The organism is Pseudomonas sp. G.S.17 (assembly GCF_038096165.1).
Taxonomy (GTDB): domain Bacteria; phylum Pseudomonadota; class Gammaproteobacteria; order Pseudomonadales; family Pseudomonadaceae; genus Aquipseudomonas.
This window is the reverse complement of the sequence record NZ_CP151076.1, coordinates 2,427,712-2,451,273: the sequence shown is the minus strand read 5'-3', so window position 1 is coordinate 2,451,273 and position 23,562 is coordinate 2,427,712. Positions and strand designations below refer to the sequence as shown.

The window sequence follows — 23,562 nt, the reverse complement described above, 5'->3', positions numbered from 1 at the left end:
ACTTGTCAATCACCCACAGGAGTTGCTCCATGGCCTCAGGAAACGCCAGTCGTTCGTCAATCAGCCTTGCGCTGTTGCTGCTGTGCGCAGCCATTTTTGCCAGTTTCATCGCCTCCAGCGGACCGATTCAATGGATGGACAACGGCATATTCATGGCCGACGCCGCTATGGGCCACTACTTCAGCGAATCCCTCGGCCCGCTGGATCACCCGCTGTATCACTTTGTCAGCACCGCGACCTTCGAATTGCTGGGTCCTCAAGTCTTGAGCCTGCTCAACTCGATACTGCTGATACCACTGGCGTGGATCATCTACCTATTGGCCATGAGCGTCGGGGCCAGCACGCGCCAGGCATTGCTGGCAGCGGCTGCAACGGTCCTCTCCCATTCGGTGTTCTGGGTCTCGACCAAGATCGAGGTGTATATCCTGCACTCGCTGTTGGTGTTGCTGGCTTATTGGGTGCATTTCGAGCGCAAGTCTTCCCTGAGCGATTTAAGCAAGTTATTCATCATTGGCGCCCTGACCGGACTCGGCGCGGCCATTCACCAATTGACCTTTGTGGTTCTACTGCCGCTGTACATCCAGCTGTTGTATCAGCACAAGACCCGCATCCTGATCACCGTTCCTGGTTTCATGGCAGGTTTCGCAGTGGCGTGGCCTGCGGTTGCCCATGACCTGCATGGCGGAATGAACATCGTCGAGGTGTTCCATCGTTACCTGACCGGCAGCGCTAGCAAAAGTGACCAGCCGAGCTACGAAAGCAGCCTGCTGCGCTTTGACGATATGTGGCATGAAAAAAACTCGGTGTGCATCCTCTTGCTGTCGCTGATTGGCCCACAGTTGCTGGGGCTTGTGCTGTTTCCCAAGGACAACCGGTTGCGCCTGCTATGGGCCGCGGCAGCGTTGAATTTCGTCTTCGCGGTGTCTTATAACGTCACGGATCGCTTCACGTTTTTCCTGCCCGGCGTGGCGATGCTGAGCATTATTGGTGTCATCAAACTTCAGGCATTGCTCCCCGAAAACCTGAGTGGCAGGACGCTGACGAACCTCTCCGTGGTGGCGTCACCGCTGTCGATTCTGCTGGTGTATTCGCTGTATGCCTCAGGCTTGCTGAACCTGCCGACCCATAAAGAAGCGTTGCCGTTTCGCAACGACATTCATTACTTCATGGTGCCTTACCTGCCTGATCACTCTGCCGAGCAATTCGCCCACAGCTATGAACAATCGGTGCCCGAAGGCGCACTGATCATCGCGGACTGGACACCCATGGGCGCCCTGCGCTCCGCCCAGGCAGTCGGCGGATTGCCGGGCCGCACACTGGAAATGTGCGATGAAGTCAGGGATATCAAAGTCTTCCTCGAAGGCCACGGCGCGTATCTGGCGCGGACCAGCTACTGCGGCATGATCGGCGATAACTACGCGCTGGAAAACTTGGTGGTCGGGTTTGCGTTGCATAGCAAATGATTTGCGACATAAGCCCGGCGGGTGCAAGCCTGCCGGGGTGAACTTGCTCGCGAAGCGGCAGCTTCGGCCAACACATTTTTCTCAGCCTTATTTGAAAGCTTCGCGAGCCAGCTCGCCCCCACCCAAGTACACAGAGGTGCGACAGCCTTTACGGCTGCCACATCGTCTTCTCGCCATTGAGCTTGCGATCCAGGAAGCTCGCCGCGCTGATCAATGCCAGATGGCTGAGGGCCTGGGGCGTATTGCCCAGGTGATGGCCGTGAACATCGAACTCCTCGGCGTAGAGCCCCAGCGGATTGGAATAGCGCAGCAGCTGCTCGAACTCCAGATGCGCCTGTTCGACCCGCCCGGCCCGGGCCAGGCATTCGACGTACCAGAATGAACAGGCGGTGAATGCACCCTCTTCCCCGGCGAGACCGTCGTCATGGTCGTCGTCGTTGCGGTAGCGATAGACCATACCATCGCGCACCAGCGTGCCTTCGATGGCGTCCAGAGTTGCGATCCAGCGCGGATCGCTGGCCCCGACAAAACGCACCAGCGGCATCAGCAACATCGATGCATCCAGGTTGCGACTGCCCTTGTATTGCACGAAGTGGCCGAGGTCAGCGTTCCAGAAGTTTTTCCAGATATCGTCGTGAATCGCCTGCCGCTCCTTGTCCCAACGATCAAAGGGCGCCGGCAGCGAGCGTTTGAAAGCCAGGCGCAGCGCGCGGTCCAGAGCGACCCAACACATCAGGCGCGAATGCAGGAAGTGCTGATCCTGGCCGCGCATTTCCCAGATGCCGACGTCTTTACTGCGCCAGTTTTCGCACACGTAATCCACCAGACGAGTCGCGTGCTGCCAGCCTTCGTAGGAAATCGCTTCGCCATATTTGTTGGCCAGATACACGGCGTCCATCAGTTCGCCATAGATATCCAGCTGGGTCTGCTGGTAAGCCTCGTTGCCGATACGCACCGGGGTGGCGCCGCCATAACCGGAAAGATGCGTCAGGGTTTCCTCAGGCAGCTCTTCGCGGCCATCAAGGCTATAAAGGATGCCGAGGGTGCTTGAATCATCGCAGCAATCGCCCATTCTGCCGCGCACCCAGCCCATGAACGCGTTGGCTTCATCGGAATAGCCCAGGCGCATGAACGCATAGACGGTGAACGATGCGTCGCGAATCCAGGTGTAGCGATAGTCCCAGTTGCGCTCGCCGCCGAGGGTTTCCGGCAGGCCGAAGGTCGCGGCAGCCACAATGCCGCCATGTTTGCGGGAAGTGAGCAGTTTGAGAGTCAGCGCTGAACGGTTGACCATTTCCTGCCAGCGGCCACGGTACTCGGACTGTTTGCTCCAGCGCCGCCAGAACGCCAGGGTGTCGTCCAGATAGCGCGGACATTGCCCGGCGCTGACCTGCTCGTCGTCGATCCCGCCGAGCACGAACTCGAAAATCTCGCCTTGCTGCATGGTGAACTCAGCGACGGCGGTCTGCTCATCGACGTGCAACGGCGCGGTCGATGAAAGTCGCATGCCGGGCTGCCCCTCAGCCTCGAAGCACACATCTTCGCCATCCATACGCACGCTCATTTGCGCACGACTGTAATCCAGCCGCACCCGGCAGCGCATGCGCATGGTCGCTGCGCCGTAGCGCACCTCGATGCGCCGCACCACGCGAGGCAAGTCGTCCTCGTGTTGCCCGATGGGCATCAGGTCAGTCACCTCGACGACCGCGTCCTTGGCGATCCAGCGGGTCTGCAGGACATTGGTGTCCGGCAGGTAAATTTGCTGGCGACGCGCGTCAGGCAGATCCGGCGCCAACTGAAAAATCCCGGCATCGTTGCTGTCCAGCAGTGCGGTGAACACCGATGGGCTATCAAAATCCGGCCAGCAGAGAAAGTCGATGCTGCCCGTGTCGGCGACTAGCGCTGCGCTGCGCATATCGCCAATGATGCCGTGGTTTTCGATAGGGTTTTGCGCTTCTTCCAGAAACTTAGCCATTGTCGCGAAACTCCGGATAGAGGCTCATGCCACCGTCGATGAACAAGGTGGTGCCATGCACGTAATCGGATAAATCAGACGCGAGCCAGACCACTGCATTGGCCACGTCTTCTGCTTCACCGACGCGGCCGTAAGGAATCAGCTTCAACAGTTTGGCTTCGGCATCGCCCTTCATCGCGTCCTGATTGATCGCCGTGCGAATCGCGCCCGGCGCAATGCTGTTGACGCGGATTTTCTTCTCGCCGACCTCCTGGGCAATGGTGCGCATCAATAGATCGATGCCGCCTTTGGACGCCGCATAGTTGGCGTGCCCGGCCCAGGGAATCAGCTGATGCACGGAACTCATGTGAATGATCTTGCCCATGGCTCTGGAAACCTCCGGATGCATGCCTTGGGCGACGAACTGGCGCAAGGCACTGCGGGCGCAGAGAAACTGGCCGGTCAGGTTGACGTCGATCACCTTGTTCCAGTCGGCCAGGCTCATGTCGAAGATCGACGCATCTTTTTGCAGGCCGGAATTGGCGACCAGAATGTCCAGGCGACCGAAATGCTCCAGGGTTTGCGCGAACATGCGCTCGACCTGATCCTCCTGCGAGACGTCAGCGCCGATGGCAACCGCCCGACCGCCTTCGGCAATGATCTGTGCCGCAAGCTTTTCGGCCGGTTCAGGCTGGGAATTATAGTTGATCACCACGGCGGCGCCCGCCGCCGCCAGGGCTTTGGCCGCTCCTGCGCCAAGGCCCGAACTGCCGCCGGTTACCAATGCAACCTGCTTGTCCAATGAAATACGCATCGAGTCAAAACCTCATGTTAAGCATGTAGAGCTGACCGGTAAGCCGAACGGGAAGTTCATTGGAAGCCGCTGCAAGCTGCCAGCTTTAAGTTGCAAGCCGCTTGACGACACCGCTTGCGGCTTGTCGCTTGGGGCTTGCAACTGGTAGCTTGCCCGCACAGGGCCATAACCCCCCGCGGATTGCTACCACAATGAACCGAAATCAACTGCGCAAGGCCGACATCAACCTGATGGTGGTGTTCGAGACCTTGATGCAAGAGCGCAACGTGACCCGCGCCGCCGAAAAGCTGTTTCTCGGCCAGCCGACCATCAGCGCAGCGCTCAATCGACTGCGCGCCTTGTTCAACGATCCACTGTTCATTCGCGTCGGGCACCGCATGGAGCCGACCGCTCGCGCCCAGGAAATCATTCTGCATCTGTCGCCGGCGCTGGACGCCATGTCCACGGCCTTGAGCTTGAGTCACGACTTCGACCCGGCCAGCAGCAACATGACCTTCCGCATTGGTCTGTCCGATGACGTCGAATTCGGTCTGCTGCCGGCCATGCTGCGCGCCATCCGCCTGGAAGCACCGGGCGTGGTAATCGTGGTCAAGCACGTGGACTACTGGAATATTTCCGAACTGCTGATTTCAGGGGAAATCACGGCCGGGGTCTGCCTGACCCGAGAACTACCGGCCAATGCCAAGCGCAAGCTGCTGCGGACTATTCAGCCCCGAGTAATCCGCGCCGACAAATCGGCCACGCCACTGACTCTGGATGAATATTGCTCACGACCGCATGTGGTGGTGTCCCACGTGGCCAACATCAGCAGCTTCGCCGATGAGTGGCTGAGCGCGCTGGGCCGCAAGCGGCATGTGGTGTTGTCGATTCCGCAATACAGCACGTTGCCTGCCTTGATGGCCGGAACTGACTTGCTGTCGAACATGCCGACTTACACCGCCAGTGCGATGAGTGCGTTGGGATTGGTACAGGATGAACCGCTGCCATTCATTACCCCGACCCTGGATTTGTCCATGGTCTGGCTCAGCGTAATGGACACCGATCCGGCCGAGCGCTGGCTGCGTCGGCGGCTGGAAGACTTCATGGGCGAGCCCGCGTCGGCGCCCGCCCAGGTGACAGATCAGCCTTGAATCAGCCGAAACGCCCGGTGATGTAGTCTTCGGTCTGGGTCTTGGAAGGCTTGGTGAAGATGGTGTCGGTGTCGCCGTGCTCGATCAGCTCGCCCATGAACATGAACGCGGTGTAGTCCGAGCAGCGCGCCGCTTGTTGCATGTTGTGGGTCACGATGATCACCGTGAACTGCTCTTTGAGCTCGGTAATCAGCTGCTCGATGCGCCCGGTGGAAATCGGGTCAAGGGCTGAAGTCGGTTCGTCCAGCAACAAGACCTGTGGACGCAACGCGATGGTGCGGGCGATGCACAGACGCTGTTGCTGACCGCCGGACAGCCCGGTAGCGCTTTGCTTGAGCTTATCCTTGACTTCATCCCACAGCGCCGCGCCGCGCAGAGCCTGTTCAACGCGATCTTCCATCTCACGACGCGAGAGCTTTTCGTGGTGCTTGATGGCGTAGGAAATGTTGTCGTAGATCGACATCGGAAACGGCACCGGCTTCTGGAACACCATGCCGACGTGACTGCGCAGGCGGTTCATAGAATAGCCAGGGGCCAGGATGTTCTCGCCATTGAGCAGCACTTCACCCTTGGCTTCCTGCTTTGGGTACATCGCGTAGATACGGTTGAAAACCCGCAGCAAGGTCGATTTGCCGCAACCCGAAGGACCGATGATCGCCGTAATGCGTTTTTCCGGGATCACCATGTCGATGGATTTCAGGGATTGCTGGCCGCCGTAGAAAAACTCCAGACCACGGACTTGAATCTTGGTTTTTTCATTGGCAAGGGAAAGGTTATTCATCATGACGCCCTATTGCGCAAAAGAATTAAGCGGGAAGCAAGACTGAGGAACAGCACGAACAAGGTCATGACCAGAGCACCTGCCCAGGCCAGAGAGTGCCAGTCGTCGAACGGGCTCATGGCGTACTGGAAGACCACCACCGGAACACTGGCGATCGGTTTGAGCAGATCGCTGCTCCAGAACTGGTTGCCGAAAGCGGTGAACAGTAACGGCGCGGTTTCGCCGGTAATACGCGCCAGCGCCAGCAGGATACCGGTGACCACGCCAGCCTTGGCGGCACGCAGGACGATCTGCAAGGTCAGCTTCCATTGTGGAACCCCTAATGCCAACGCCGCTTCACGCATGGTCGACGGCTGCAGTTGCATCATTTCATCCGTGGTGCGCACCACCACCGGAATCACCAGCAACGCCAAAGCCAGGGCCCCGGCCAGCGCCGAGAAGCCAACCTGATGATTGGTAATAGCGTTAAGCGGCAACACGACCACGGTGTAGACAAACAGACCGAGAACAATGGAAGGCGCCGACAGCAGGATGTCGTTGATGAAGCGCACGGTGTTGCCCAGTTTGGTGTAACGGGCAAACTCGGCCAGCCAGATACCGGCCATCAAACCAATCGGGGTACCGATCAGCAGGCCGATACCGGACATCAGCACACTGCCGTAAAACGCGTTGGCCAGACCGCCTTCGGTACCAGGCGGTGGCGTCATGCCGGTAAACAGCTGCAGATTCAGGGCATCAATACCCTTGATGATGGTGGTCAACAGAATCCAGACCAGCCACAACAGACCAAATGCCGTGGCGCCGCAGCTGAGCACCATCGCAATTTTGTTCTTGAAGTTACGAGAGCGGTAAAGGCGCTCGCTGCCTGCCATGTCCTTACTCATAACCCCTCCTTGCGTGACAGACGAGACAGCATCAGACGGGCCAGAGCCAGCACGATGAAGGTGACGACAAACAACAGGAAGCCAAGAGCGATCAGGGCCGAACGGTGCAAGTCGGTGTAGGCCTCGTTGAACTCGTTGGCGATCACCGAAGCGATAGAGCTGCTCGGCATCATCAGCGAGGCCGAGAATTGGTGGGCGTTACCCAGCACGAAGGTCACCGCCATGGTTTCACCCAACGCGCGACCCAGACCGAGAAACACACCGCCGACTACCGCTGAACGCGTATAGGGAAGAACGATGTCCCATACCACTTCCCAGGTCGTGCCGCCCAATGCGTAAGCCGACTCTTTCAACGTGGTGGGTACGGTGCGGAAGACTTCCTGCATGACCGAGGTAATGAACGGCGTAATCATGATCGCCAGCACGATACCTGCCGTGAGCATGCCGATACCCAGTGGCGGCCCCTGAAACATCGGGCCGATCAGCGGCAATGCACCCAGGTTCTCGGTGATCCAGGGCGAAAGGTGTTCAGCCATGAACGGACCGAATACAAACAGGCCCCACATGCCATAAATGATCGAAGGAATCCCCGCCAACAGTTCGATGGCCGAGGCAACAGGCATCCGCAACCAGGGCGGCGCAACTTCGGTCAGGAAAATCGCAATGCCGAAACTCACCGGAACGGCGATCAGCAAAGCCAGAAATGATGTCACCAGTGTGCCGTAGATCGGAACCAGTGCGCCGAATTTGCCGGCGTTCACGTCCCATTCGGTACTGGTCAGAAACTCAAACCCGAAGGTTTGAAATGCCAGACTGCCGCCCCAGAGAGTGGACAGTGCAATACAACCCAGCATTGCAAGCACCAGCATGGCAGCTGCTTGTAACGACCGCTTGAACCACAAGTCATGGCGGTGATCCCGCTTGGCGCGCTTTTCGCCATCGGATTCAACTTCGGTGACGTTAGCGGACAGGTATTGGGTGTTTTCAGTCATGTTGGGTCCACTCGTAAGAAAAAGCCCCTGCCACCAAGCCGATATCGCGGCTCGATGACAGGGGTGTACGGGCTTGGATCACTTACTTGGTGAATTCCGTTTTCCAGTAGGCATCCACGCGGTCAACCAGCGACTTGGGCAGAGCCACATAGTCCAGCGACTCGGCTTGTTTCTGGCCGTTGTTCAAAGACCATTTGAAGAAGTCGAAAGCAGCTGCGCTTTTCTCTTCGTTCTTGGCTTTTTTGTACATGATGATCCAGGTGGTGGCCGTGATTGGCCATGCAGCTTCACCTGGAGCGTTGGTCATGATCAGGTTGAAGTCTTTGGCGCTTGCCCAATCGGCGGTGTCGGCAGCTGCAGCGAACGCCTTGGCGTCAGGCTTGATAAACTTGCCGGCAGCGTTTTTCAGCTGGGTGTAAGCCAGTTTGTTGGTAACGGCGTAGGAATACTCGACGTAGCCGATCGAACCTTTGATCTGCTTCACGTAGGCAGAAACACCCTCGTTACCCTTGCCACCCACACCGGCTGGCCAGACCACTGTCGAACCGAACTTCAACGTCTCGTTCCACTCCGGGCTGACTTTGCTCAGGTAGTTGGTGAAGTTGTAAGTGGTGCCCGAACCGTCCGAACGGTGAACAACGGTGATAGCCGTATCGGGCAGCTTCACGCCGGAATTCAATTCAGCAATGGCTGGATCGTTCCACTTCTTGATTTTGCCCATGAAGATCTCGGCGATGGTTGGGCCGTCCAGCTTCAGCTCGCCGCTTTCCACGCCTTCAACGTTGACGATTGGCACGATACCGCCGATCACGCTTGGGAACTGACCCAGGCCGCCAGCGTGCAGATCGTCTGCGGACAGCGGGGCATCGGATGCGCCGAAGTCAACGGTGGCCGCCTTGATCTGAGCGATACCGCCGCCCGAACCGATGGACTGATAGTTGATACGGTTGTCCGCGGTTTTGCTGTAGTCCTGGGACCACTTGGAGATAACCGGAAAAACGAAACTCGAACCAGCGCCCGTTACGTCAGTCGCATGGGCCATACCGCTCAGGCACAGCGAAGCGATCAGAAGCGACAAGCGTTTTTTAGTCAGCAGTATCACGGCAATACCTCAACAAGAGAATTTTGATGGCCCATCCATGGGAAGGCCCGATGCGGATTTAATCCTTGGAATGTTGCGGTTTAATGACAATCAGTCGAGTTGTGTCATTTTCGGGATTTTTTGTAGGTGATGTCTTACGCGCCAAAAACCAGAAACCCCCGAATTCAGTCAATGAATACGGGGGTTTCATGGATTTTCAGGTGATGAAAAAAAATAAAGGCTCAATGCCATTACAGGCACGCATGACCTGTAGGAGATTTTATTTTTTAGGCAACCCTCAGACGCCGCCGATGTGTTATCTGCACCAACGTCTTCCCGGATAAATCCGGTCCTACAGATCGCGCCGATATCGAAATCGTAGGAGCGAATTCATTCGCGAGGAGGCCGGGACAGGCTCCAACTCTCTCGCTGACTGCACCGACGCCCTCCCGGATGAATCCGGTCCTACAAGACCGCGCCGTTTTCGGAATCGTAGGAGCGAATTCATTCGCGAGAAGGCCGGGACAGGCGCTGACTCTCTCGCTGACTGCACCGACGCACTCCCGGATGAACCCGGCCCTACAGTTCAGGCATTCGCGGGCAAGCCTTGCTCCAACGGATTCGTTCGGTTACTCCCCGTAAATATCGAAATCGAAATACTTCAGTCGAATCTTTTCGTACGTGCCATTGGCGCGGATTGCGGCAATCGCCTGAGTGAAGCGGCCAGCCAACGGGTCGTTCTTGCGCACGGCGACACCGATGCCGGTCCCGAAGTACTGTTCTTCGGTGAACGTCGGGCCGACGAACTGGTAATCCTTGCCTTCGGGTTTCTTCAGCAAGCCTTCATCGATGGCCACCGAACTGGCCATGGTCGCGTCCAGTCGGCCGCCCAGCAGGTCGAGGAACACTTCGTTCTGCGAGCTGTACGGCACCAGTATCGCGCCTTGCGGAACGAATTTTTCAGTGGCGTAACGCTCGAAATTGGTCGCCCGCTGCACGCCGATCCGCTTGCCTTTGAGCTGCGCGGGCACGTCAGTGATGCCGCTGTCCTTGCGCACCACCAGCCGCGCCGGGATTCGATAATAGCGATTGCTGAAATCCACGGACTTCATGCGCTCCGGCGTCATCGACATCGAGGAAATGATCGCATCGACCTTCTTGACCTTGAGGGCCGGAATCAAGCCGTCGAATTCGTTTTCCTTCCAGACGCATTCGACTTTCATCTCGGCGCAGAGCGCCTGGCCAATGTCGTAGTCGAAGCCGACGATCTGGTTATCCGGCGTCTTGGACGCGAATGGCGGGTAAGCGGCTTCGATACCGATGCGCAGCTGTGGCTCGGCGGCCTGGGCGTTGACGGCCAGCGCCAGGAGTGAGGCGAGGCCGAATTTGATTACGGTGTTTTTCAGGTTCATGCATGGCTCCAGACGATGTTGTTCAAATCGGTCACGCCCCGGAAAGGATCGTGTCCGTTATTGGCAGCAGCAATGTGAACAGCGGGAGTGAGCGCTCTGTTGGCGCCCTGCTCCATGGCAAGCAAAGGTCAGACGGCAGCGGTGACGATCAGCTCCAGCAGGATCTCCGGGTCGTCGAACATCACTTGCGCGGTGGCGCGGGCCGGGGTTTGCGTGGCATCCACCCAAGCGCTCCAGGTTTCGTTCATGCCGGAAAAATCTGCCGTCATGTCCTTCATCCAGATCTGCACGCTGAGCAAACGGCCCTTGTCGCTGCCGGACGCCGCCAGCAATTCGTCGACGCGCGCCAACACCTGGCGGGTCTGACCGCGAATGTCCTGCGTGCAATCGGCTGCAACGATGCCGCTCAGCCAGGCCACGCCGTTGTGCACGACGCATCTGCTTAATCGCGCGTTGCTTTCGATGCGGTGTATGGGTGTACTCATGGGAAATTCCTTATCAAGGGGTGGTATTAATAGAAAGTTGGCACCCGGCAGAAGGCTTTTCACCGGCCAATTGCATGAGGGTGATGGGTTTGAGCGGCGAGCGAATTCGGTAATAACCCACTTGCGCAGGACTGATGCGGCGCCGCTCGGCAATGATTTCGGTGACCGTCAGCCCGCACATTCGCCCCTGACAAGGCCCCATGCCGCAGCGCCCGAACGCCTTGGTCTGATTGGGACCCAGGCAGCCCAGATCGACGTACTGACGAATCGCACCGGCGTTGACCTCTTCACAGCGGCAGACCGTGACGTCATCGCCAGGAATGCGGTTTTCCGCTTGCGGGCGATACAGCGCGTCGATCAACGGGCGTGCCGCGTTCTCGCGATCCAAGGCCTGTCGCCAGGGTTTGGCCAGACGCTTCCATTGCGCCTGATCGATGCGTTGCTGTTGATAGGCAATCGTCAGGGCCGCGAGACAACCTTGCGACCGTGCAACGCTGGCGCCGCCAATCGCCCCGCCGTCACCGGCGATGAAGATGCCCGGCAGGCTGGTCTGCCCCTCGGCGCTGCGGCGTGCAATCCAGCAAGCCTGCTGCTCATTCCAGTCATGCTCGACCCGCAAGGACCAGCTGATCTGGGTATTGGGCACCACGCCCTGATGCAGCAGGATCAACGATGCCGGCAGCGTCCACGAGCGACCGGCGCAGTCGAAGCTCAAACCCGTCGCGCGGCCCTCGCCCTCGACCCGCAGCTGGCGCGCGTTGCGGTAATGACGGACGCCCGCGCGTTTCAATTCCGCCAGCAGGTGCAGCCCTTTAAGCAAATCCCGCCAGCCGCGCAATGCGCCAGGCAGTTGCCGCCAGCTGCGCACTGCATCGCCGTGGCCGCTGGTGTCGACCAGCGCCTGGATGGCGATGCCGGCCCGCAGGTATTGCACCGCCAGCAGATACAACAAGGGGCCGCAACCGGCGAGCACCACGGGTCCGGCCGGAATCAGCGCGGCACTCTTGAGCAGGATCTGCCCCGCTCCGGCGGTCATCACGCCGGGCAGGGTCCAGCCTGGAATCGGCATCGGCCGTTCGAACGCACCCGTCGCAATCAATAGATGGCGCGCCTGCAAGACTTCGGCACGGCCATCGACCAGGTAATGCACGCGCCGTTCCGGTGTTGTTTGCCATACCGAAGCGTTTGGGCGGTAATCCACGGCGCTGGCCATGAATGCTTCGGCAAGTTCGCCACCGGCCACATAGTCAACGCCGAGTACGGCACAACTGCGCGCGGATGCACTGCGAATATTGCGGTAGATCTGTCCACCGGGGCTGGCCTGTTCGTCCAGCAGAACGACCTTCAGGCCCAGACGTGACGCTTCGATGGCCGCACTCATCCCGGCAGGGCCGGCGCCGATGATCAGCAAATCCACGGGCTGATCATTCATCTTCGTCGCTCCACGGCAACAGGTCCCGAGCGCCGGCCTGAACCCGCACGCTCATGCCGGGCCGCACGGCAGTAAGACAGGCCTGACAATTGGCCAGCCCATCGATCTCCACCACGCACTCAAAGCAGACGCCCATCATGCAATAAGGCGCGCCAGGCCTGCCGTTGATGGCACTTTCCCGGGTCTGGTGGACGCCGCTGGCCAGTAACGCGGCCGCCAGGGACATGTCGGCGGGAACAGACAAAAGCTGCCCCTCGAACTGGATATCGACGCGCCCGGCCGCACTGTCGAGACTGCGAAACAACGCTTCAGTGAGCATGACGTACCTCATGGGTGCCGCTGAATCGGGCAAGGCTGAATGGCTGAATGGGCTGTTCATCGCCCTGCCCGGCTATCCACGGAGCAAGCCGCAACACGTGCACGGCGGCCAGCGTGACGCCGCTGTGGCAACTGACCACGAAGGCGCCAGGGCAAGTCGTCGGTGAGTCGTAGATGGGAAAACCGTCGGCGCTCAATACCCGCAACGCGCCCCAGGCCCTGACCAATCGCACCTGACCCAGACGCGGAAAACACTGCACCCCGCGTCGGGCGATATCGCCCATCACATCGCTGCTGGTGCTGTCATCGAAGCCCACCGATTCCAGGGAATCGCCCAGCTGCACGGTGCCTTCGTCGGTTTGCCGGACGTAAGTGGTGGGGTAATGCAAAAACGGCTTGAGGCGTTCCGTGACCAGAATCTGCCCGCGATTGGGCCGCACCGGCACGTCCAGCCCTAGCTCGGTGCCTAATGGCCGATTGCCCAGTCCGGCAGCCAGCACCAGTTGTTTGCCGTGAAAACGGTGCTCGCCAACCGCCACTTCGAAACCTTCGGGATGTTGACCGATGGCATCCACGTGCTGGCCGCTGATTACCTGCACCCCGCGCAACTGGCAGGCCGCATACAAGGCACGCAGCAGCTTGAGTGGATTGACGTGGCCGTCCATGGGCGAAAAACATGCGCCCACCACGTCAGGACCGATGCCCGGCAAGCGCTTGCGCAATTGCGCCGGGTCCAGCAGCTCGAAAGGGTAATCGCCGTCGAAAGCCTCGCGCAGCCACACCAGACGGCGGGTTTCCTCGGCCATTTCCTCATCGCTCAGACACAGCTGAAAACCGCCCGGCTGGCGCAGGTGAATCTCGATTCCGGTATCGGCACGCAGCGCTGCATCCAGTTGCGGCCATAACGCCACTGAATCGCGAGTCCACTGCGCGTAGGGACTCATGTGGTAGCCCTTGCTCTGGACCCAGAGCAGGCCGAAGTTGCCCCGCGCGGCGCGAAATGCATCGTCGCCTTCGTCCAGAACGCAGACCTGCCGCCCCAACAAGGCCAGTCCATAAGCAATGGACATCCCCACCAGACCACCGCCTACGACAATCACATCAGCTTTATGCATAAGGTCCGTTTTCATCTGGTGCGGCTTGATCCATCAATGATCAGGCCGTCTTTATTCAATGAAAAGGATCCTAGAAGGCTGACGCGCGCTTTAAAAATGCTTTATTTTCGTTCACTCATGTCTTTTTGTTATGGGTTGATGATTATGAATCTGCGGCAACTCGAAGCCTTCCGCGCGGTGATCCTTGGCCAGACGGTGACGCGTGCCGCAGAGATGCTGCATATCTCGCAACCGGCGGCGACTCGCCTGATCGCCAGCCTCGAAGATGACATCGGCTTTGCGCTGTTCGACCGCATCAAAGGCCGCTTGCAGCCCACTGCCGAAGCCATGGCCCTGTATCAGGAGGTGCAAAGATCGCTGATCGGCGTCGAGCGCATCGCCCGCACTGCGCGGGACATCCATAACCTCAAGCGCGGCGCGCTGCAGATCGCTTGCGCGCCAGCCATGGGTTTGGCTTTTTTACCGCGAGCCATTGCCAGCTTCATCGCCGAGCATGATCAGGTGCAGATTTCCCTGGTGGTGAATTCGTCGCGAGAAGTGATTGACCTGGTGGCCAGTCAACGCTGCGACCTGGGCATCATTGTCCTGCCCAACACCTATCCAAGTCCTCGTGGCGAGAAGTTGCTCGCAACCCGAATGCTGTGCGCGGTTCCCGCAGGGCATCGCCTGCAGGACAAACCCCTCATCGTGCCGCAGGACCTTGAAGGTGAGGCCTTCATCTCATACCCGCACGCCATCGGCTCGCGGCAACAGATTGATACGATTTTCGCGACCCATAATGTGGAGCGCCAATTGCGCCTGGAAACCCAGCTGTCGCTGCCCATGTGCGGCTTCGTCGAGCAAGGTCTGGGAGTCGCGCTGGTCGATGCGATCAGCGCCGTGGAATATCGCGGAAAAGGCATTGTATTCAAAGCCTTCGAGCCGGCAATCGAGATGGATTTCTGCATGCTGTTGCCGGTGCACGGCGAAGCTTCGCGCCTGCAGGACAGTTTCCTTGAGCACATGCATGCCTTCATCAAGAGGGAGATTCCCGAAATCTATCGGTTCTGATGTGCTGCCGTTGGTCGGGCGCAGCGGCACCTCCATGGTGAATCCAGCAACCAATCAGATGTATGGCCCCGATAACAATGGAGACTCACATCATGTTCAACAAAAGACTGACTGCCCTCGCCCTGTCCGGGTTGCTGGCCACGGTTGCGGGTTCGGCATTTGCCGGTTCGACCGGGCCGACCGATCCGGTGGACAACGCACCGAAAGTCCCTCTGGAAAAAAACACCGACGGCACTAACCCCGGCACCAAAGGCACCAGTCCCGGCGTGAAAGGCATGGACCCGGAACCCGCCAATATAGGCACCGACAGCAGCACCGGCGGCGGCATGAGCAACAAACAAGGCATGGGCGGCAGTGGCGGCGGTGGTGATGGCGGTAGCGGCGGCGCGGGTGGCAACGGTGGCAACGGTGGCAGTGGCGGCGGCAGTTAAGCGTTGAACTGCCGCAGCCTCGCGCACAGCACCTGACTGACAAGCCTTTGCAAAGCATTGCATCGGCTTGTCGTTTCCTTTATCAAGCCCCGCTGAACGCGCGTTCCAGCCTGGCGATATCAAGCTTCTTCATTTGCAGGATCTCGGTCATCAGTCGGTCATTCTGACTGACGCTGCCGCTGCCCATCTTTTCCAGCAACAGACTCGGCAAAATCTGCCAGGACAGGCCGTATTTATCCTTGAGCCAACCACATTGCTGGGCATTCGGGTCGCCACCTGCCGACAGACGATCCCAATAGTTATCCAGTTGCGCCTGGCTTTCACAGTACACCTGCAACGATATCGCTTCGTTGAAGGTAAAGAGTGGCCCGCCGTTAAGGGCAGTAAATAACTCCCCGCGCAACTCGAACATCACCGACATCACCGACCCGGCTGGCCGCCCATGCACCTCGAAACCAGCTTCGCCGTAGTGGCTGATCCCGAGAATTCGCGAATCTTCGAAAACACCGGTATAGAACTCCGCAGCCTGCTGCGCCTGATCATCGAACCACAGGCAGGGACTGATCATTTGTTTTATAGCCATGAATATTCTCCACAGAAGCGTGACGCCCGACGCCACGTACTTGATTGGTCGATCCACGACACCCGGTTTCGACATCCAGGCAAACATGAAATAAACCGTTTCAGAAATGAAACAAGCAACTTCCAAAACAAGAGACTAACTAACCTGACAACTTACCAATCGTCAGAAAACAGCCGCCGATAAGAACTTGATTTAGCCGCTCAAGTGGCAATTTGAAAGGTTGCTATTATGCTTGGCTGTTTGCGGGCGAACTCTGGCAGCCACGTTATTGATACGGGCACAGCATTTCAAATACCCAAAGGTAGAGCCATCATGAAAGTGATTACTATCAGTTTGATTGCAGTGGCAATTACGGCGGCGGCTATGCAAACAGCCGCCGCGGAAGCGTTTGTCAGCGATCAAGGCGAAGCAAAAGGCTTCATGGAAGACGCCAAGGCCAATGTGCTATTGCGCAATTACTACTTCAATCGCGACGGTAAAAATGGCATCGGCGATCGAAGAGACTGGTCGCAGGGTGTATTGGGTAATTTCTCCTCAGGGTTTACTCAAGGCACAGTCGGTTTCGGTGTGGATGCCTACGGCTGGTTCGGTCTCAAACTGGATGGCGGCGCAGGAAGGTCGGGCACCGGCAACATTCCGGTAGACAGCGATGGCAGCCCGGAAAGCAACTTCAGCAGTGCCGGTGGCGCACTGAAAGTACGTTTCTCCAAGACCCTGCTCAAGTGGGGCCAGATGCAGCCTACTGCGCCGGTGTTCGCCGCAGGCGGCACCCGGTTATTCCCCCAGACGGCGACCGGACTTTCTCTGCAAAGCAGCGAAATAACCGGACTGGATCTTGAGGCTGGCCACTTCACCGCCGCCAACGGCCCGCAACATACCGACTCAGACGGCGAAATTTACGCGACCTACGCAGGGGTGACCGCCAACAGTGTTGATTATGTGGGCGGCAAGTATGCAATCACCGATGCCCTCTCCGTTTCGCTGTATGGATCAGAGTTCGAAGACATCTGGCGTCAATACTATGCCAATGCCAACTACACTTTGGCACTGGCCAACGACCAGTCTATGGTCTTTGACTTCAATATCTACCGCACTAACGATGAAGGCCAGGCCAAGGCTGGCGATATCAGCAACACTACCTGGTCGCTGTCTGGCGCCTATGCATTCCTGGCGGGCCACACTTTCACGCTCGCCTATCAACAAGTACACGGTGATGAGCCGTTCGACTATGCAGGCTTTGGCGATAACGGACCTGGCTCGAGCGCGGACTCGATCTTCCTCGCCAACTCGATTCAATATTCGGACTTCAACGGCCCGGGTGAAAAGTCCTGGCAGGCGCGTTATGACCTGGCCATGAGCGCCTACGGCGTGCCGGGTTTGAGTTTCATGGCGCGCTACGCCAACGGCAAGGACATCGACGGCACGAAGATGGCGCTGGACAGCCCGTATCGCGCGTACGGTTATGGTGAAGACGGCAAACATCACGAAACCAACCTGGAGGCCAAGTACGTCGTCCAGCAAGGCCCGGCCAAGGACCTTTCCGTACGCCTGCGTCAGGCCTGGCATCGTGGCAATGCCGATCAGGCCGAGGGCGACCAGAATGAATTCCGGGTGATTGTCGATTATCCGATTTCGATTCTTTAACTCTTACGAATTCGTTGCAGGCTTGCTGTAGGAACGGCTTTAGCCGGGAGGGCAATTGACGCTCTCGCGACTAAAGTCGCTCCTACGGTCGCTACTACGGCTCATTCGCGGGCAAGCCTCGCCAACGATTTGCCGCGCGATGCTGCGGAAGAATCGCTTTCACGCTGATATCCCGGTGCAACTGACCTCATCCACCGGCACAACCTCCCACCGCACATAACACACCACCACCGGCATGCCATGCTCGGCGCAGAAATCCAGCCAGCGCAGTTGGTTGTCCTGCAGGCGGTCGCCGGGGCCTTTGACTTCGATCATGCGATAGCGGCGCTGCTCCGGGAAAAACTGGATCAGGTCGGGCATGCCGGTGCGATTGGCCTTGATGTCCAGCAGCAGGCGGCGAAACCAGTGGCGCAGATGCTCGACCGGCAAACACAGCAAGGCCTGTTCCAGCAGTTCTGGCGTCAGCGCGCCCCAGAACACGAACGGCGATTGCAGGCCGAACTTGCTCAGATAGTGCTCGCGGATAGTGGCCTGCCATGCATCGCAATCCAGCTGCGCCAGGCATTCCTCGAACAATGCGGCGCGGCGTTGATAAAAATCCGGGCTGTGCAAATCCGCAGGTCCGCTGTGGAACGGATGAAAGAACGCCCCGGGCAATGGCGCAAAAATCGCCGGCCAGCACAGCAGGCCAAACAACGAATTGATCAGGGTGTTTTCGACGTAGTGCACCTGGCTGCCCTCCTCGGCCAGATGCAGCTGAATCAATTGCTCGACGCGCAGATCCGGGCGCGGCGCAACGCACAGGTCCAGCCGTTGCACATCGCGCACCACGCGCCGTTGCTTGCCGGCCAGGCCCAGCTTGCGTTGCAGACGCGGCAAGATGCGCAGCAGATGCTGTTTTTCCGCGTCGTTTTCCGGGGCGGCCTGCGCGTGCTCCAGCAAGACCAAGGCCTGCGCATACTCGGCGCTGCGCTCCAGCACGCGAATTCGCCGGGAGCGCGCTCCGGGATATTGGCTTTGTTCATAGACGCGCAACGCCAGTGGCCAATCCTGCAAGCGCTCGGCCTGCTGCCCGATCTGAAACAGCAATTTGCCATGCCGCATGCGTAACCATGGGTTCGAGGTATTGATCGCGATGGCCGCGAGCGCCAGCTCGGTCAGATCCGCTGCATCATCCAAAGCTTGACGACACAGGTGCAGCGCCAGGCAGGTGTCGATGTCCGCACGCTCGGCAATGCCTCGGGACTGCGGGGAAAATTCGACTTTCTCATAGCGGTAGATGCCCAGATCAGCCAGCACGAACTCGGACCATTCCTGGTACAGATTGCCGAAATACAACAGCCGCAGCCGGTCGCAGATGGGCATGACGGTCAGCTGGAAAACCTTGTCGTCGATCTCGGCGAACCATTCGTCCAGCGCCAGCGCCGACTCATGCAATGGCTGCAATCGGGCGAGCAGCTCGGTTTTGCGTTCGACGCCCTTTACCCCGTGATGCTTGAAACACTGGCTCAGTTCCGCCTTGCGCAGCAAGGCGAAGAGTTGTTCGAGGCTCAACGCCGGCCGAGGATCGACCCAACCGGTGTGCAACAACGGCATGACCGCCAGCCGGGTATCACCGATTTCTTCGTAACTGAGCTTGCTGGCCCGAAACAACAGGCCCTTGCGCATGACCATGCGCACCAGCAGCCCTTGTGCGGGTTGCGGCAACGCGTCGAAGGTGGTGATGAAATGCCGTTCCTGCTCATCGAGCAAATCGTCATAGCGCTGGGCGATCCAGGCCAGGACCTGACGAAAGTTATCGAGGTAGTAGAAAGGGTTTTCCAGTTCTAACGTAGGCACGGCCGGGTTCACGCGTGGGAAAGGTCGCTCAAGGATACTGGTTATCCGTACAGATTCCACTCTGGTTACCGGCGGCCGGATAAATGGTGGCGACGCAAGGTCCGGATCACGTGAGTCATCCCACGCGCAGGGTATAGAATTCCCCGATGCGACCGGCTCACTGGAGAACGCCATGCACATCCGTACTGCCCCGCAGATTTATCTGGCCGGCTTTGACGTGTTCCGTCAGGACGCCATCGAACACGGCAACTACCTCAAGGCTCTGTGTAGCGCCCACGGCCTGGAAGGCTTGTACCCCTTCGACAACGAAGTCGTCCCGCAGCTGTCGCCCGAAGCAACCGCCAGCATGATCTGCTCGATGAACATCGCCATGATCCAGCGCTGCTCGGCGGTGCTGGCCAACCTCAATGTGTTTCGCGGCCTTGAACCCGATTCGGGCACGGCGTTTGAAGTCGGCATGGCGATCGCGCTGAACAAACCGGTCTGGGTGTATTTCGAGCCGGTGCCATCTCTGCGCGATCTGGTGCCACATGATGGCAACGGCTGCGATGCAAAAGGTTATGTGGTGGAAGATTTCGGCCTGCCGCGCAACCTGATGCTGGCATGTACCTGGGCCGGAGCCAGCTCGACCGTGGAGCTGGGCGTCGAAGCGTTGTCGCTGCATCTGGCGTCAATTCAGCGATGAAGAACCTACATCGCTGCCGAAGATCGGGTCCAGCTTGTCCGAGTCGCTGAATTCATCCAGCCCCAGTTCATCCAGATCCAGATAGCCTTCCGGGTCGGTATCTTCGTCGGCATCGGCGTCATTGAGGGGCGACTGATCACCGCCAAAGTGGTGATCGCTGGTGGCGAAAAGCGGCATCAACGCCTGATGGCTCAGCGAATGTAGGTGGCTCTGCATCGTGTCCTGCTCCTGATCGTTTTCCTCGATCGAGGGTGCCGTTCACCCCCGTATAAGCCACAGGCTAACCCAGTGCGCGCAGAAATGGAGCTACCCGCATCACGTCCAGCTCAAAAATTCCCCGCTGCTGTCGCGCAACATCTGCACCATGGCCTGGGCCGCAGGCGACAGATAGCCACCCTTGCGCACCGTGCAGCCGATGGTGCGCTTCATCGTCGTGTGTTCCAGCGCCACTTCGCGCAAACGTTGCATATTGTTGCCAAACTCCAGGGTCTCCCGGGCGGTGAAGCTCAGCAGACTGGTGCGCTCGATCAGGCCGGGCAGCAGCGGAATAGAGTTGGCCTCGATCTGCACCACCGGCAACGGAAAACGATGCCTTAAAAAGGCTTCGTCCAGCCATTTGCGCGAAGAAACCCCCACCGGTGGCAATACCCAGCGATACCTCGCCAGGTCCTCCATGGTGTAGCGGGTCTTGAAAATCGGATGATCCTTGCTGGCGATGACCACAGCTTCATCCTTGAGGATTGCATGACTCTCGCACTGTTCGTCATCGGTGATCAGCGAGCAGATGATCATGTCCAGCTGGCCGGAACGCAGCGACTCGCGCAGCAGGTCGTCCTGGCCGATGACCATTTTCAAGGTGATGTCCGGCGCCCGTTGCAGCAATGCCGAGGTCAGCTTCGGCAACAGGTATTCGGCCATGGTCGCCGCGCAGCCCAGACGAATGTTGCCCACCGCACCGCTGGCAAAATCCCGCACCTCGCGCTGGGTCTGAGCGATGCTCTGCTGCAGGACCTTGCCCCGCGCCTGCAACAGCTCACCGACCGGCGTCAGCTTGATACGTCGGCCATCGCGCTGGAACAGCTTGGTGCCGAATGATTCTTCCAGACGCTGGATGCTTTTGGTCAGCGCGGGCTGGCTGCGGTTGAGTTTCTGCGCAGCCCGACCCAGGTGGCCCAGCTCGGCGATCGTTTCAAAATAGGTAAGATCGCGAAGATCCATAATTCATCAACCAAAGTTATCAATTCATGATTATTAGAAAATAGACTTGATCGGTTGCAGTGTCGATACTTGCCAGCACTGGATGCCTCGATGAGCGTCTACCGTTACGGGAGCTCTCCCTTGCTGCGCGCACCACGCTTTTCCCTTCACACCCTTCCTCCCACACTGCAATGGTTCGGTTTGATCCTGATCGCCGGAGCGGTCGGGCAGCTGTTGATGTACTGGCAAATTCCCGCTGCGCTATTCCTCGGCCCGATGCTGGTGGCTATTGGTTTCGGCGTTTCCGGGGCCAGCATTCGCATGCCCAGGATCGCGTTTCAGCTGGGTCAGGGCACGGTCGGTGCACTGGTTGCGCACTCAATGAGCATGGCCGTGTTGGTGACTGTCGTGCAGTCCTGGTACGTGATGTTGTTCGCCACCGTGCTGATCGTGCTGCTCAGCGCTGTGGTTGGCTTGGCCTTGGTGCGCTATGCGGGCATCTCCGGCAGTACAGCCGCCTGGGGCACTTCGCCGGGTGCGGCATCGGCAATGGTCGCCATGTCCGAGGATTACGGCGCCGATTCCCGCGTGGTTGCGACCATGCAATATGTGCGTGTGGTCTGCGTGGTCACTATCGGCGCGCTGGTCAGTCGTCTGATTGGCGTGGAAGGCGGCGGTACCCAGGCTCATGCACGAGATATCGCAGTGGAAGGCCTGAATCTGCTGAGTTTCGCCCTGAGTCTGGGCGTGATCGTTTTCGGTATCTTTGTCGCCAAACGCATGCCGGCCGGGGCGTTGATGGGGCCGCTGTTGATTGGCGGTGCGCTGCAATTGAGCGGGGTGCTGCAAATCACCCTGCCGTCGTGGATGCTCGCCCTGGCTTATGGCGCTATCGGCAGTTATGTTGGCTTGCGTTTCGATCGGCCAACGATCAGCTATGTCTGGCGCCGCCTACCGGCAATGATTGCGGGCTCGTTGCTGCTGATTGTGCTGTGTGCCCTCTCCGCCTGGTTGATCGCCGTCATGCTTGGCAAGGATTTCCTCTCGGTCTATCTGGCCACCAGTCCGGGCGGGCTGGATGCCATGGCGATCATCGCCATCGATACCCACTCCGATGTGGGTTTCGTATTGGCCATGCAAACCCTGCGCTTGATCGGCGTGATTCTCACCGGCGCTTTCTTCGCGCGGCAGATCATTCGCCTGACCACGCCAAAAACTGCGCAAGCCCATTGAAAACGCATTGAATCTCTTGTCCACGGACCTCTCAAATAGCTATCGGCTGTTGCACCTGAGAGGAACGCCCCCGTGGATCCGCTTAAAATTGCTACTTTCAACATCAACGGCATTCGCGCCCGGCTTCCGATCCTGCTGGAATGGCTGGACCGCGAAGCTCCCGATATCGTCTGCCTGCAGGAACTCAAGGCGACCGACCTGGCGTTCCCCATCGGTGATATCCGCGATGCCGGGTACGGCGCAATCTGGCACGGGCAAACTTCCTGGAACGGCGTGGCGATCCTCGCCAAGGGCATGGAACCGCTGGAAATCCGCCGCGGCCTGCCGGGCAATGAAAAAGACAGCCACAGCCGGTATCTGGAGGCAGCCGCCCATGGGGTGATCGTCGGTTGTCTGTACCTGCCCAATGGCAACCCGCAGCCGGGGCCCAAGTTTGATTACAAACTGGCGTGGTTCGAAAAGCTCATCGCCCACGCCGCGTCGCTGTACGCCAGCGGCCATCCGGTGGTGCTGGCTGGCGACTACAACGTGGTGCCGACCGATGAAGACATCTACAACACTCGCTCATGGCTCAAGGACGCGCTGCTGCAACCGGAAAGCCGCGAGTGTTTTCAGCGCCTCCTCGACCAGGGCTGGACCGACGCCTTGCGTGCGCAGTTTCCGGACGAGCGGATTTATACGTTCTGGGACTATTTCCGCAATCACTGGAAAACCAATTCGGGGCTGCGGATCGATCACCTGCTGCTCAATGCCGAAACCACCGCGCGCTTGACCAACGCTGGCGTAGACCGCTGGCCCCGCGACCTGCCCCACGCCAGCGATCACGCGCCGACGTGGGTTGAGCTGGATATGGGGGATTGATCGAACACAATCCCCGCCAGCAGCACACGGGCGGCGTTCGGACTTGTTGGCGAATCAGACGCCTCGGTGATCCAGCACTACCGCGTCATCGTTCTTCGCGGGCAAGCCTCGCTCCAACGGGGCCGGTGTTGACTGCTGGACGCATTGCTCGCTCCCACAAACCTGTTCTGGCTGTTGA

The 23,562-nt window shown here is 58.9% G+C and carries 23 protein-coding genes; 8 read left to right on the top strand and 15 right to left on the bottom strand.

Features of this window, described 5'->3' with window-relative positions; all coding sequences use genetic code 11:
* The first annotated feature begins 29 nt into the window (after nucleotides 1–29).
* On the top strand, nucleotides 30–1,463 hold the full coding sequence (locus AABC73_RS11375; protein WP_341523655.1) for a glycosyltransferase family 39 protein: 1,434 nt from the start codon (nucleotides 30–32) through the stop codon (nucleotides 1,461–1,463).
* 148 nt (nucleotides 1,464–1,611) lie between these two features.
* Here AABC73_RS11375 and AABC73_RS11370 read toward each other — a convergent pair whose 3' ends face one another.
* Nucleotides 1,612–3,438: a glycoside hydrolase family 15 protein gene (locus tag AABC73_RS11370; RefSeq protein WP_341523654.1), complete on the bottom strand. Its 1,827-nt coding sequence runs from the start codon at nucleotides 3,436–3,438 to the stop codon at nucleotides 1,612–1,614.
* The gene (locus AABC73_RS11365; RefSeq protein ID WP_341523653.1) at nucleotides 3,431–4,231 is read right to left on the bottom strand and encodes a glucose 1-dehydrogenase; all 801 of its coding nucleotides are present in this window, start codon (nucleotides 4,229–4,231) and stop codon (nucleotides 3,431–3,433) included. Before AABC73_RS11365 ends, AABC73_RS11370 begins: the two co-directional genes overlap by 8 nt.
* A 191-nt stretch (nucleotides 4,232–4,422) precedes the next feature.
* Between AABC73_RS11365 and AABC73_RS11360 the strand changes: the two genes are divergently transcribed.
* A complete protein-coding gene (locus AABC73_RS11360; protein ID WP_341523652.1) occupies nucleotides 4,423–5,361 on the top strand; it encodes a LysR family transcriptional regulator in 939 nt (312 codons plus the stop codon).
* 1 nt (nucleotide 5,362) lies between these two features.
* Here the strand turns inward: AABC73_RS11360 and pstB are convergent, their stop codons facing one another.
* The 9 genes from pstB to AABC73_RS11315 form a co-directional block, all read right to left on the bottom strand.
* Entirely contained in the window at nucleotides 5,363–6,142 is a 780-nt protein-coding gene (pstB, locus tag AABC73_RS11355; protein WP_020289787.1) for a phosphate ABC transporter ATP-binding protein PstB, read from the bottom strand.
* Complete coding sequence (gene pstA, locus AABC73_RS11350) at nucleotides 6,142–7,026, bottom strand: phosphate ABC transporter permease PstA (RefSeq protein ID WP_341523651.1); 885 nt, start codon at nucleotides 7,024–7,026, stop codon at nucleotides 6,142–6,144. Before pstA ends, pstB begins: the two co-directional genes overlap by 1 nt.
* Nucleotides 7,023–8,018 (bottom strand): phosphate ABC transporter permease subunit PstC, encoded by a 996-nt coding sequence (gene pstC / locus AABC73_RS11345; RefSeq protein ID WP_341523650.1) that lies wholly within the window; start codon nucleotides 8,016–8,018, stop codon nucleotides 7,023–7,025. Before pstC ends, pstA begins: the two co-directional genes overlap by 4 nt.
* A gap of 82 nt (nucleotides 8,019–8,100) precedes the next feature.
* Complete coding sequence (gene pstS, locus AABC73_RS11340; RefSeq protein WP_341523649.1) at nucleotides 8,101–9,120, bottom strand: phosphate ABC transporter substrate-binding protein PstS; 1,020 nt, start codon at nucleotides 9,118–9,120, stop codon at nucleotides 8,101–8,103.
* A 608-nt stretch (nucleotides 9,121–9,728) separates the two neighbouring features.
* Nucleotides 9,729–10,511, bottom strand: coding sequence for an ABC transporter substrate-binding protein (locus AABC73_RS11335; RefSeq protein WP_341523648.1), 783 nt, complete (start codon nucleotides 10,509–10,511; stop codon nucleotides 9,729–9,731).
* Between the two features lie 128 nt (nucleotides 10,512–10,639).
* Nucleotides 10,640–10,996, bottom strand: a complete 357-nt coding sequence (locus AABC73_RS11330; protein ID WP_341523647.1) for a RidA family protein — start codon at nucleotides 10,994–10,996, stop codon at nucleotides 10,640–10,642.
* 13 nt (nucleotides 10,997–11,009) lie between these two features.
* Nucleotides 11,010–12,428, bottom strand: a complete 1,419-nt coding sequence (locus AABC73_RS11325) for an FAD/NAD(P)-binding oxidoreductase (protein ID WP_341523646.1) — start codon at nucleotides 12,426–12,428, stop codon at nucleotides 11,010–11,012.
* Nucleotides 12,421–12,747 (bottom strand): (2Fe-2S)-binding protein, encoded by a 327-nt coding sequence (locus AABC73_RS11320; RefSeq protein WP_341523645.1) that lies wholly within the window; start codon nucleotides 12,745–12,747, stop codon nucleotides 12,421–12,423. The genes AABC73_RS11325 and AABC73_RS11320 overlap by 8 nt, the downstream gene beginning before the upstream one ends.
* Nucleotides 12,737–13,861, bottom strand: a complete 1,125-nt coding sequence (locus AABC73_RS11315; RefSeq protein WP_341523644.1) for an FAD-dependent oxidoreductase — start codon at nucleotides 13,859–13,861, stop codon at nucleotides 12,737–12,739. The genes AABC73_RS11320 and AABC73_RS11315 overlap by 11 nt, the downstream gene beginning before the upstream one ends.
* A 144-nt stretch (nucleotides 13,862–14,005) precedes the next feature.
* Between AABC73_RS11315 and AABC73_RS11310 the strand changes: the two genes are divergently transcribed.
* Nucleotides 14,006–14,911, top strand: a complete 906-nt coding sequence (locus AABC73_RS11310; protein WP_341523643.1) for a LysR substrate-binding domain-containing protein — start codon at nucleotides 14,006–14,008, stop codon at nucleotides 14,909–14,911.
* Nucleotides 14,912–15,003: 92 nt separating this feature from the next.
* Complete coding sequence (locus AABC73_RS11305; RefSeq protein ID WP_341523642.1) at nucleotides 15,004–15,342, top strand: hypothetical protein; 339 nt, start codon at nucleotides 15,004–15,006, stop codon at nucleotides 15,340–15,342.
* 82 nt (nucleotides 15,343–15,424) lie between these two features.
* Here the strand turns inward: AABC73_RS11305 and AABC73_RS11300 are convergent, their stop codons facing one another.
* Nucleotides 15,425–15,925, bottom strand: a complete 501-nt coding sequence (locus AABC73_RS11300) for a VOC family protein (protein WP_341523641.1) — start codon at nucleotides 15,923–15,925, stop codon at nucleotides 15,425–15,427.
* Between the two features lie 312 nt (nucleotides 15,926–16,237).
* Between AABC73_RS11300 and AABC73_RS11295 the strand changes: the two genes are divergently transcribed.
* A complete protein-coding gene (locus tag AABC73_RS11295) occupies nucleotides 16,238–17,569 on the top strand; it encodes an OprD family porin (protein WP_341523640.1) in 1,332 nt (443 codons plus the stop codon).
* A gap of 159 nt (nucleotides 17,570–17,728) precedes the next feature.
* Here AABC73_RS11295 and AABC73_RS11290 read toward each other — a convergent pair whose 3' ends face one another.
* Entirely contained in the window at nucleotides 17,729–19,408 is a 1,680-nt protein-coding gene (locus tag AABC73_RS11290) for a VRR-NUC domain-containing protein (protein WP_341523639.1), read from the bottom strand.
* Between the two features lie 172 nt (nucleotides 19,409–19,580).
* Between AABC73_RS11290 and AABC73_RS11285 the strand changes: the two genes are divergently transcribed.
* Complete coding sequence (locus AABC73_RS11285) at nucleotides 19,581–20,093, top strand: nucleoside 2-deoxyribosyltransferase (RefSeq protein ID WP_341523638.1); 513 nt, start codon at nucleotides 19,581–19,583, stop codon at nucleotides 20,091–20,093.
* On the opposite strand, the gene AABC73_RS11280 is transcribed toward AABC73_RS11285, so the two are convergent.
* A complete protein-coding gene (locus AABC73_RS11280) occupies nucleotides 20,079–20,309 on the bottom strand; it encodes a hypothetical protein (RefSeq protein ID WP_341523637.1) in 231 nt (76 codons plus the stop codon). The two genes, AABC73_RS11285 and AABC73_RS11280, sit on opposite strands and share 15 nt — an antisense overlap.
* A gap of 99 nt (nucleotides 20,310–20,408) precedes the next feature.
* Complete coding sequence (locus tag AABC73_RS11275; protein ID WP_341523636.1) at nucleotides 20,409–21,311, bottom strand: LysR family transcriptional regulator; 903 nt, start codon at nucleotides 21,309–21,311, stop codon at nucleotides 20,409–20,411.
* 120 nt (nucleotides 21,312–21,431) lie between these two features.
* Between AABC73_RS11275 and AABC73_RS11270 the strand changes: the two genes are divergently transcribed.
* Both AABC73_RS11270 and AABC73_RS11265 read left to right on the top strand, forming a co-directional pair.
* Nucleotides 21,432–22,523 (top strand): AbrB family transcriptional regulator, encoded by a 1,092-nt coding sequence (locus AABC73_RS11270; protein WP_341523635.1) that lies wholly within the window; start codon nucleotides 21,432–21,434, stop codon nucleotides 22,521–22,523.
* Nucleotides 22,524–22,595: 72 nt separating this feature from the next.
* Nucleotides 22,596–23,384, top strand: coding sequence for an exodeoxyribonuclease III (locus AABC73_RS11265; RefSeq protein ID WP_341523634.1), 789 nt, complete (start codon nucleotides 22,596–22,598; stop codon nucleotides 23,382–23,384).
* Nucleotides 23,385–23,562: the final 178 nt, after the last annotated feature.

Bases quoted from the DNA above. Each gene is read 5' to 3' on its own strand.
- AABC73_RS11375 (WP_341523655.1), top strand. From the start codon at position 30: ATGGCCTCAGGAAACGCCAGTCGTTCGTCAATCAGCCTTGCGCTGTTG.
- AABC73_RS11370 (WP_341523654.1), bottom strand. From the start codon at position 3,438: ATGGCTAAGTTTCTGGAAGAAGCGCAAAACCCTATCGAAAACCACGGC.
- AABC73_RS11365 (WP_341523653.1), bottom strand. From the start codon at position 4,231: ATGCGTATTTCATTGGACAAGCAGGTTGCATTGGTAACCGGCGGCAGT.
- AABC73_RS11360 (WP_341523652.1), top strand. From the start codon at position 4,423: ATGAACCGAAATCAACTGCGCAAGGCCGACATCAACCTGATGGTGGTG.
- pstB (WP_020289787.1), bottom strand. From the start codon at position 6,142: ATGAATAACCTTTCCCTTGCCAATGAAAAAACCAAGATTCAAGTCCGT.
- pstA (WP_341523651.1), bottom strand. From the start codon at position 7,026: ATGAGTAAGGACATGGCAGGCAGCGAGCGCCTTTACCGCTCTCGTAAC.
- pstC (WP_341523650.1), bottom strand. From the start codon at position 8,018: ATGACTGAAAACACCCAATACCTGTCCGCTAACGTCACCGAAGTTGAA.
- AABC73_RS11335 (WP_341523648.1), bottom strand. From the start codon at position 10,511: ATGAACCTGAAAAACACCGTAATCAAATTCGGCCTCGCCTCACTCCTG.
- AABC73_RS11330 (WP_341523647.1), bottom strand. From the start codon at position 10,996: ATGAGTACACCCATACACCGCATCGAAAGCAACGCGCGATTAAGCAGA.
- AABC73_RS11325 (WP_341523646.1), bottom strand. From the start codon at position 12,428: ATGAATGATCAGCCCGTGGATTTGCTGATCATCGGCGCCGGCCCTGCC.
- AABC73_RS11320 (WP_341523645.1), bottom strand. From the start codon at position 12,747: ATGCTCACTGAAGCGTTGTTTCGCAGTCTCGACAGTGCGGCCGGGCGC.
- AABC73_RS11315 (WP_341523644.1), bottom strand. From the start codon at position 13,861: ATGCATAAAGCTGATGTGATTGTCGTAGGCGGTGGTCTGGTGGGGATG.
- AABC73_RS11310 (WP_341523643.1), top strand. From the start codon at position 14,006: ATGAATCTGCGGCAACTCGAAGCCTTCCGCGCGGTGATCCTTGGCCAG.
- AABC73_RS11305 (WP_341523642.1), top strand. From the start codon at position 15,004: ATGTTCAACAAAAGACTGACTGCCCTCGCCCTGTCCGGGTTGCTGGCC.
- AABC73_RS11300 (WP_341523641.1), bottom strand. From the start codon at position 15,925: ATGGCTATAAAACAAATGATCAGTCCCTGCCTGTGGTTCGATGATCAG.
- AABC73_RS11295 (WP_341523640.1), top strand. From the start codon at position 16,238: ATGAAAGTGATTACTATCAGTTTGATTGCAGTGGCAATTACGGCGGCG.
- AABC73_RS11285 (WP_341523638.1), top strand. From the start codon at position 19,581: ATGCACATCCGTACTGCCCCGCAGATTTATCTGGCCGGCTTTGACGTG.
- AABC73_RS11280 (WP_341523637.1), bottom strand. From the start codon at position 20,309: ATGCAGAGCCACCTACATTCGCTGAGCCATCAGGCGTTGATGCCGCTT.
- AABC73_RS11275 (WP_341523636.1), bottom strand. From the start codon at position 21,311: ATGGATCTTCGCGATCTTACCTATTTTGAAACGATCGCCGAGCTGGGC.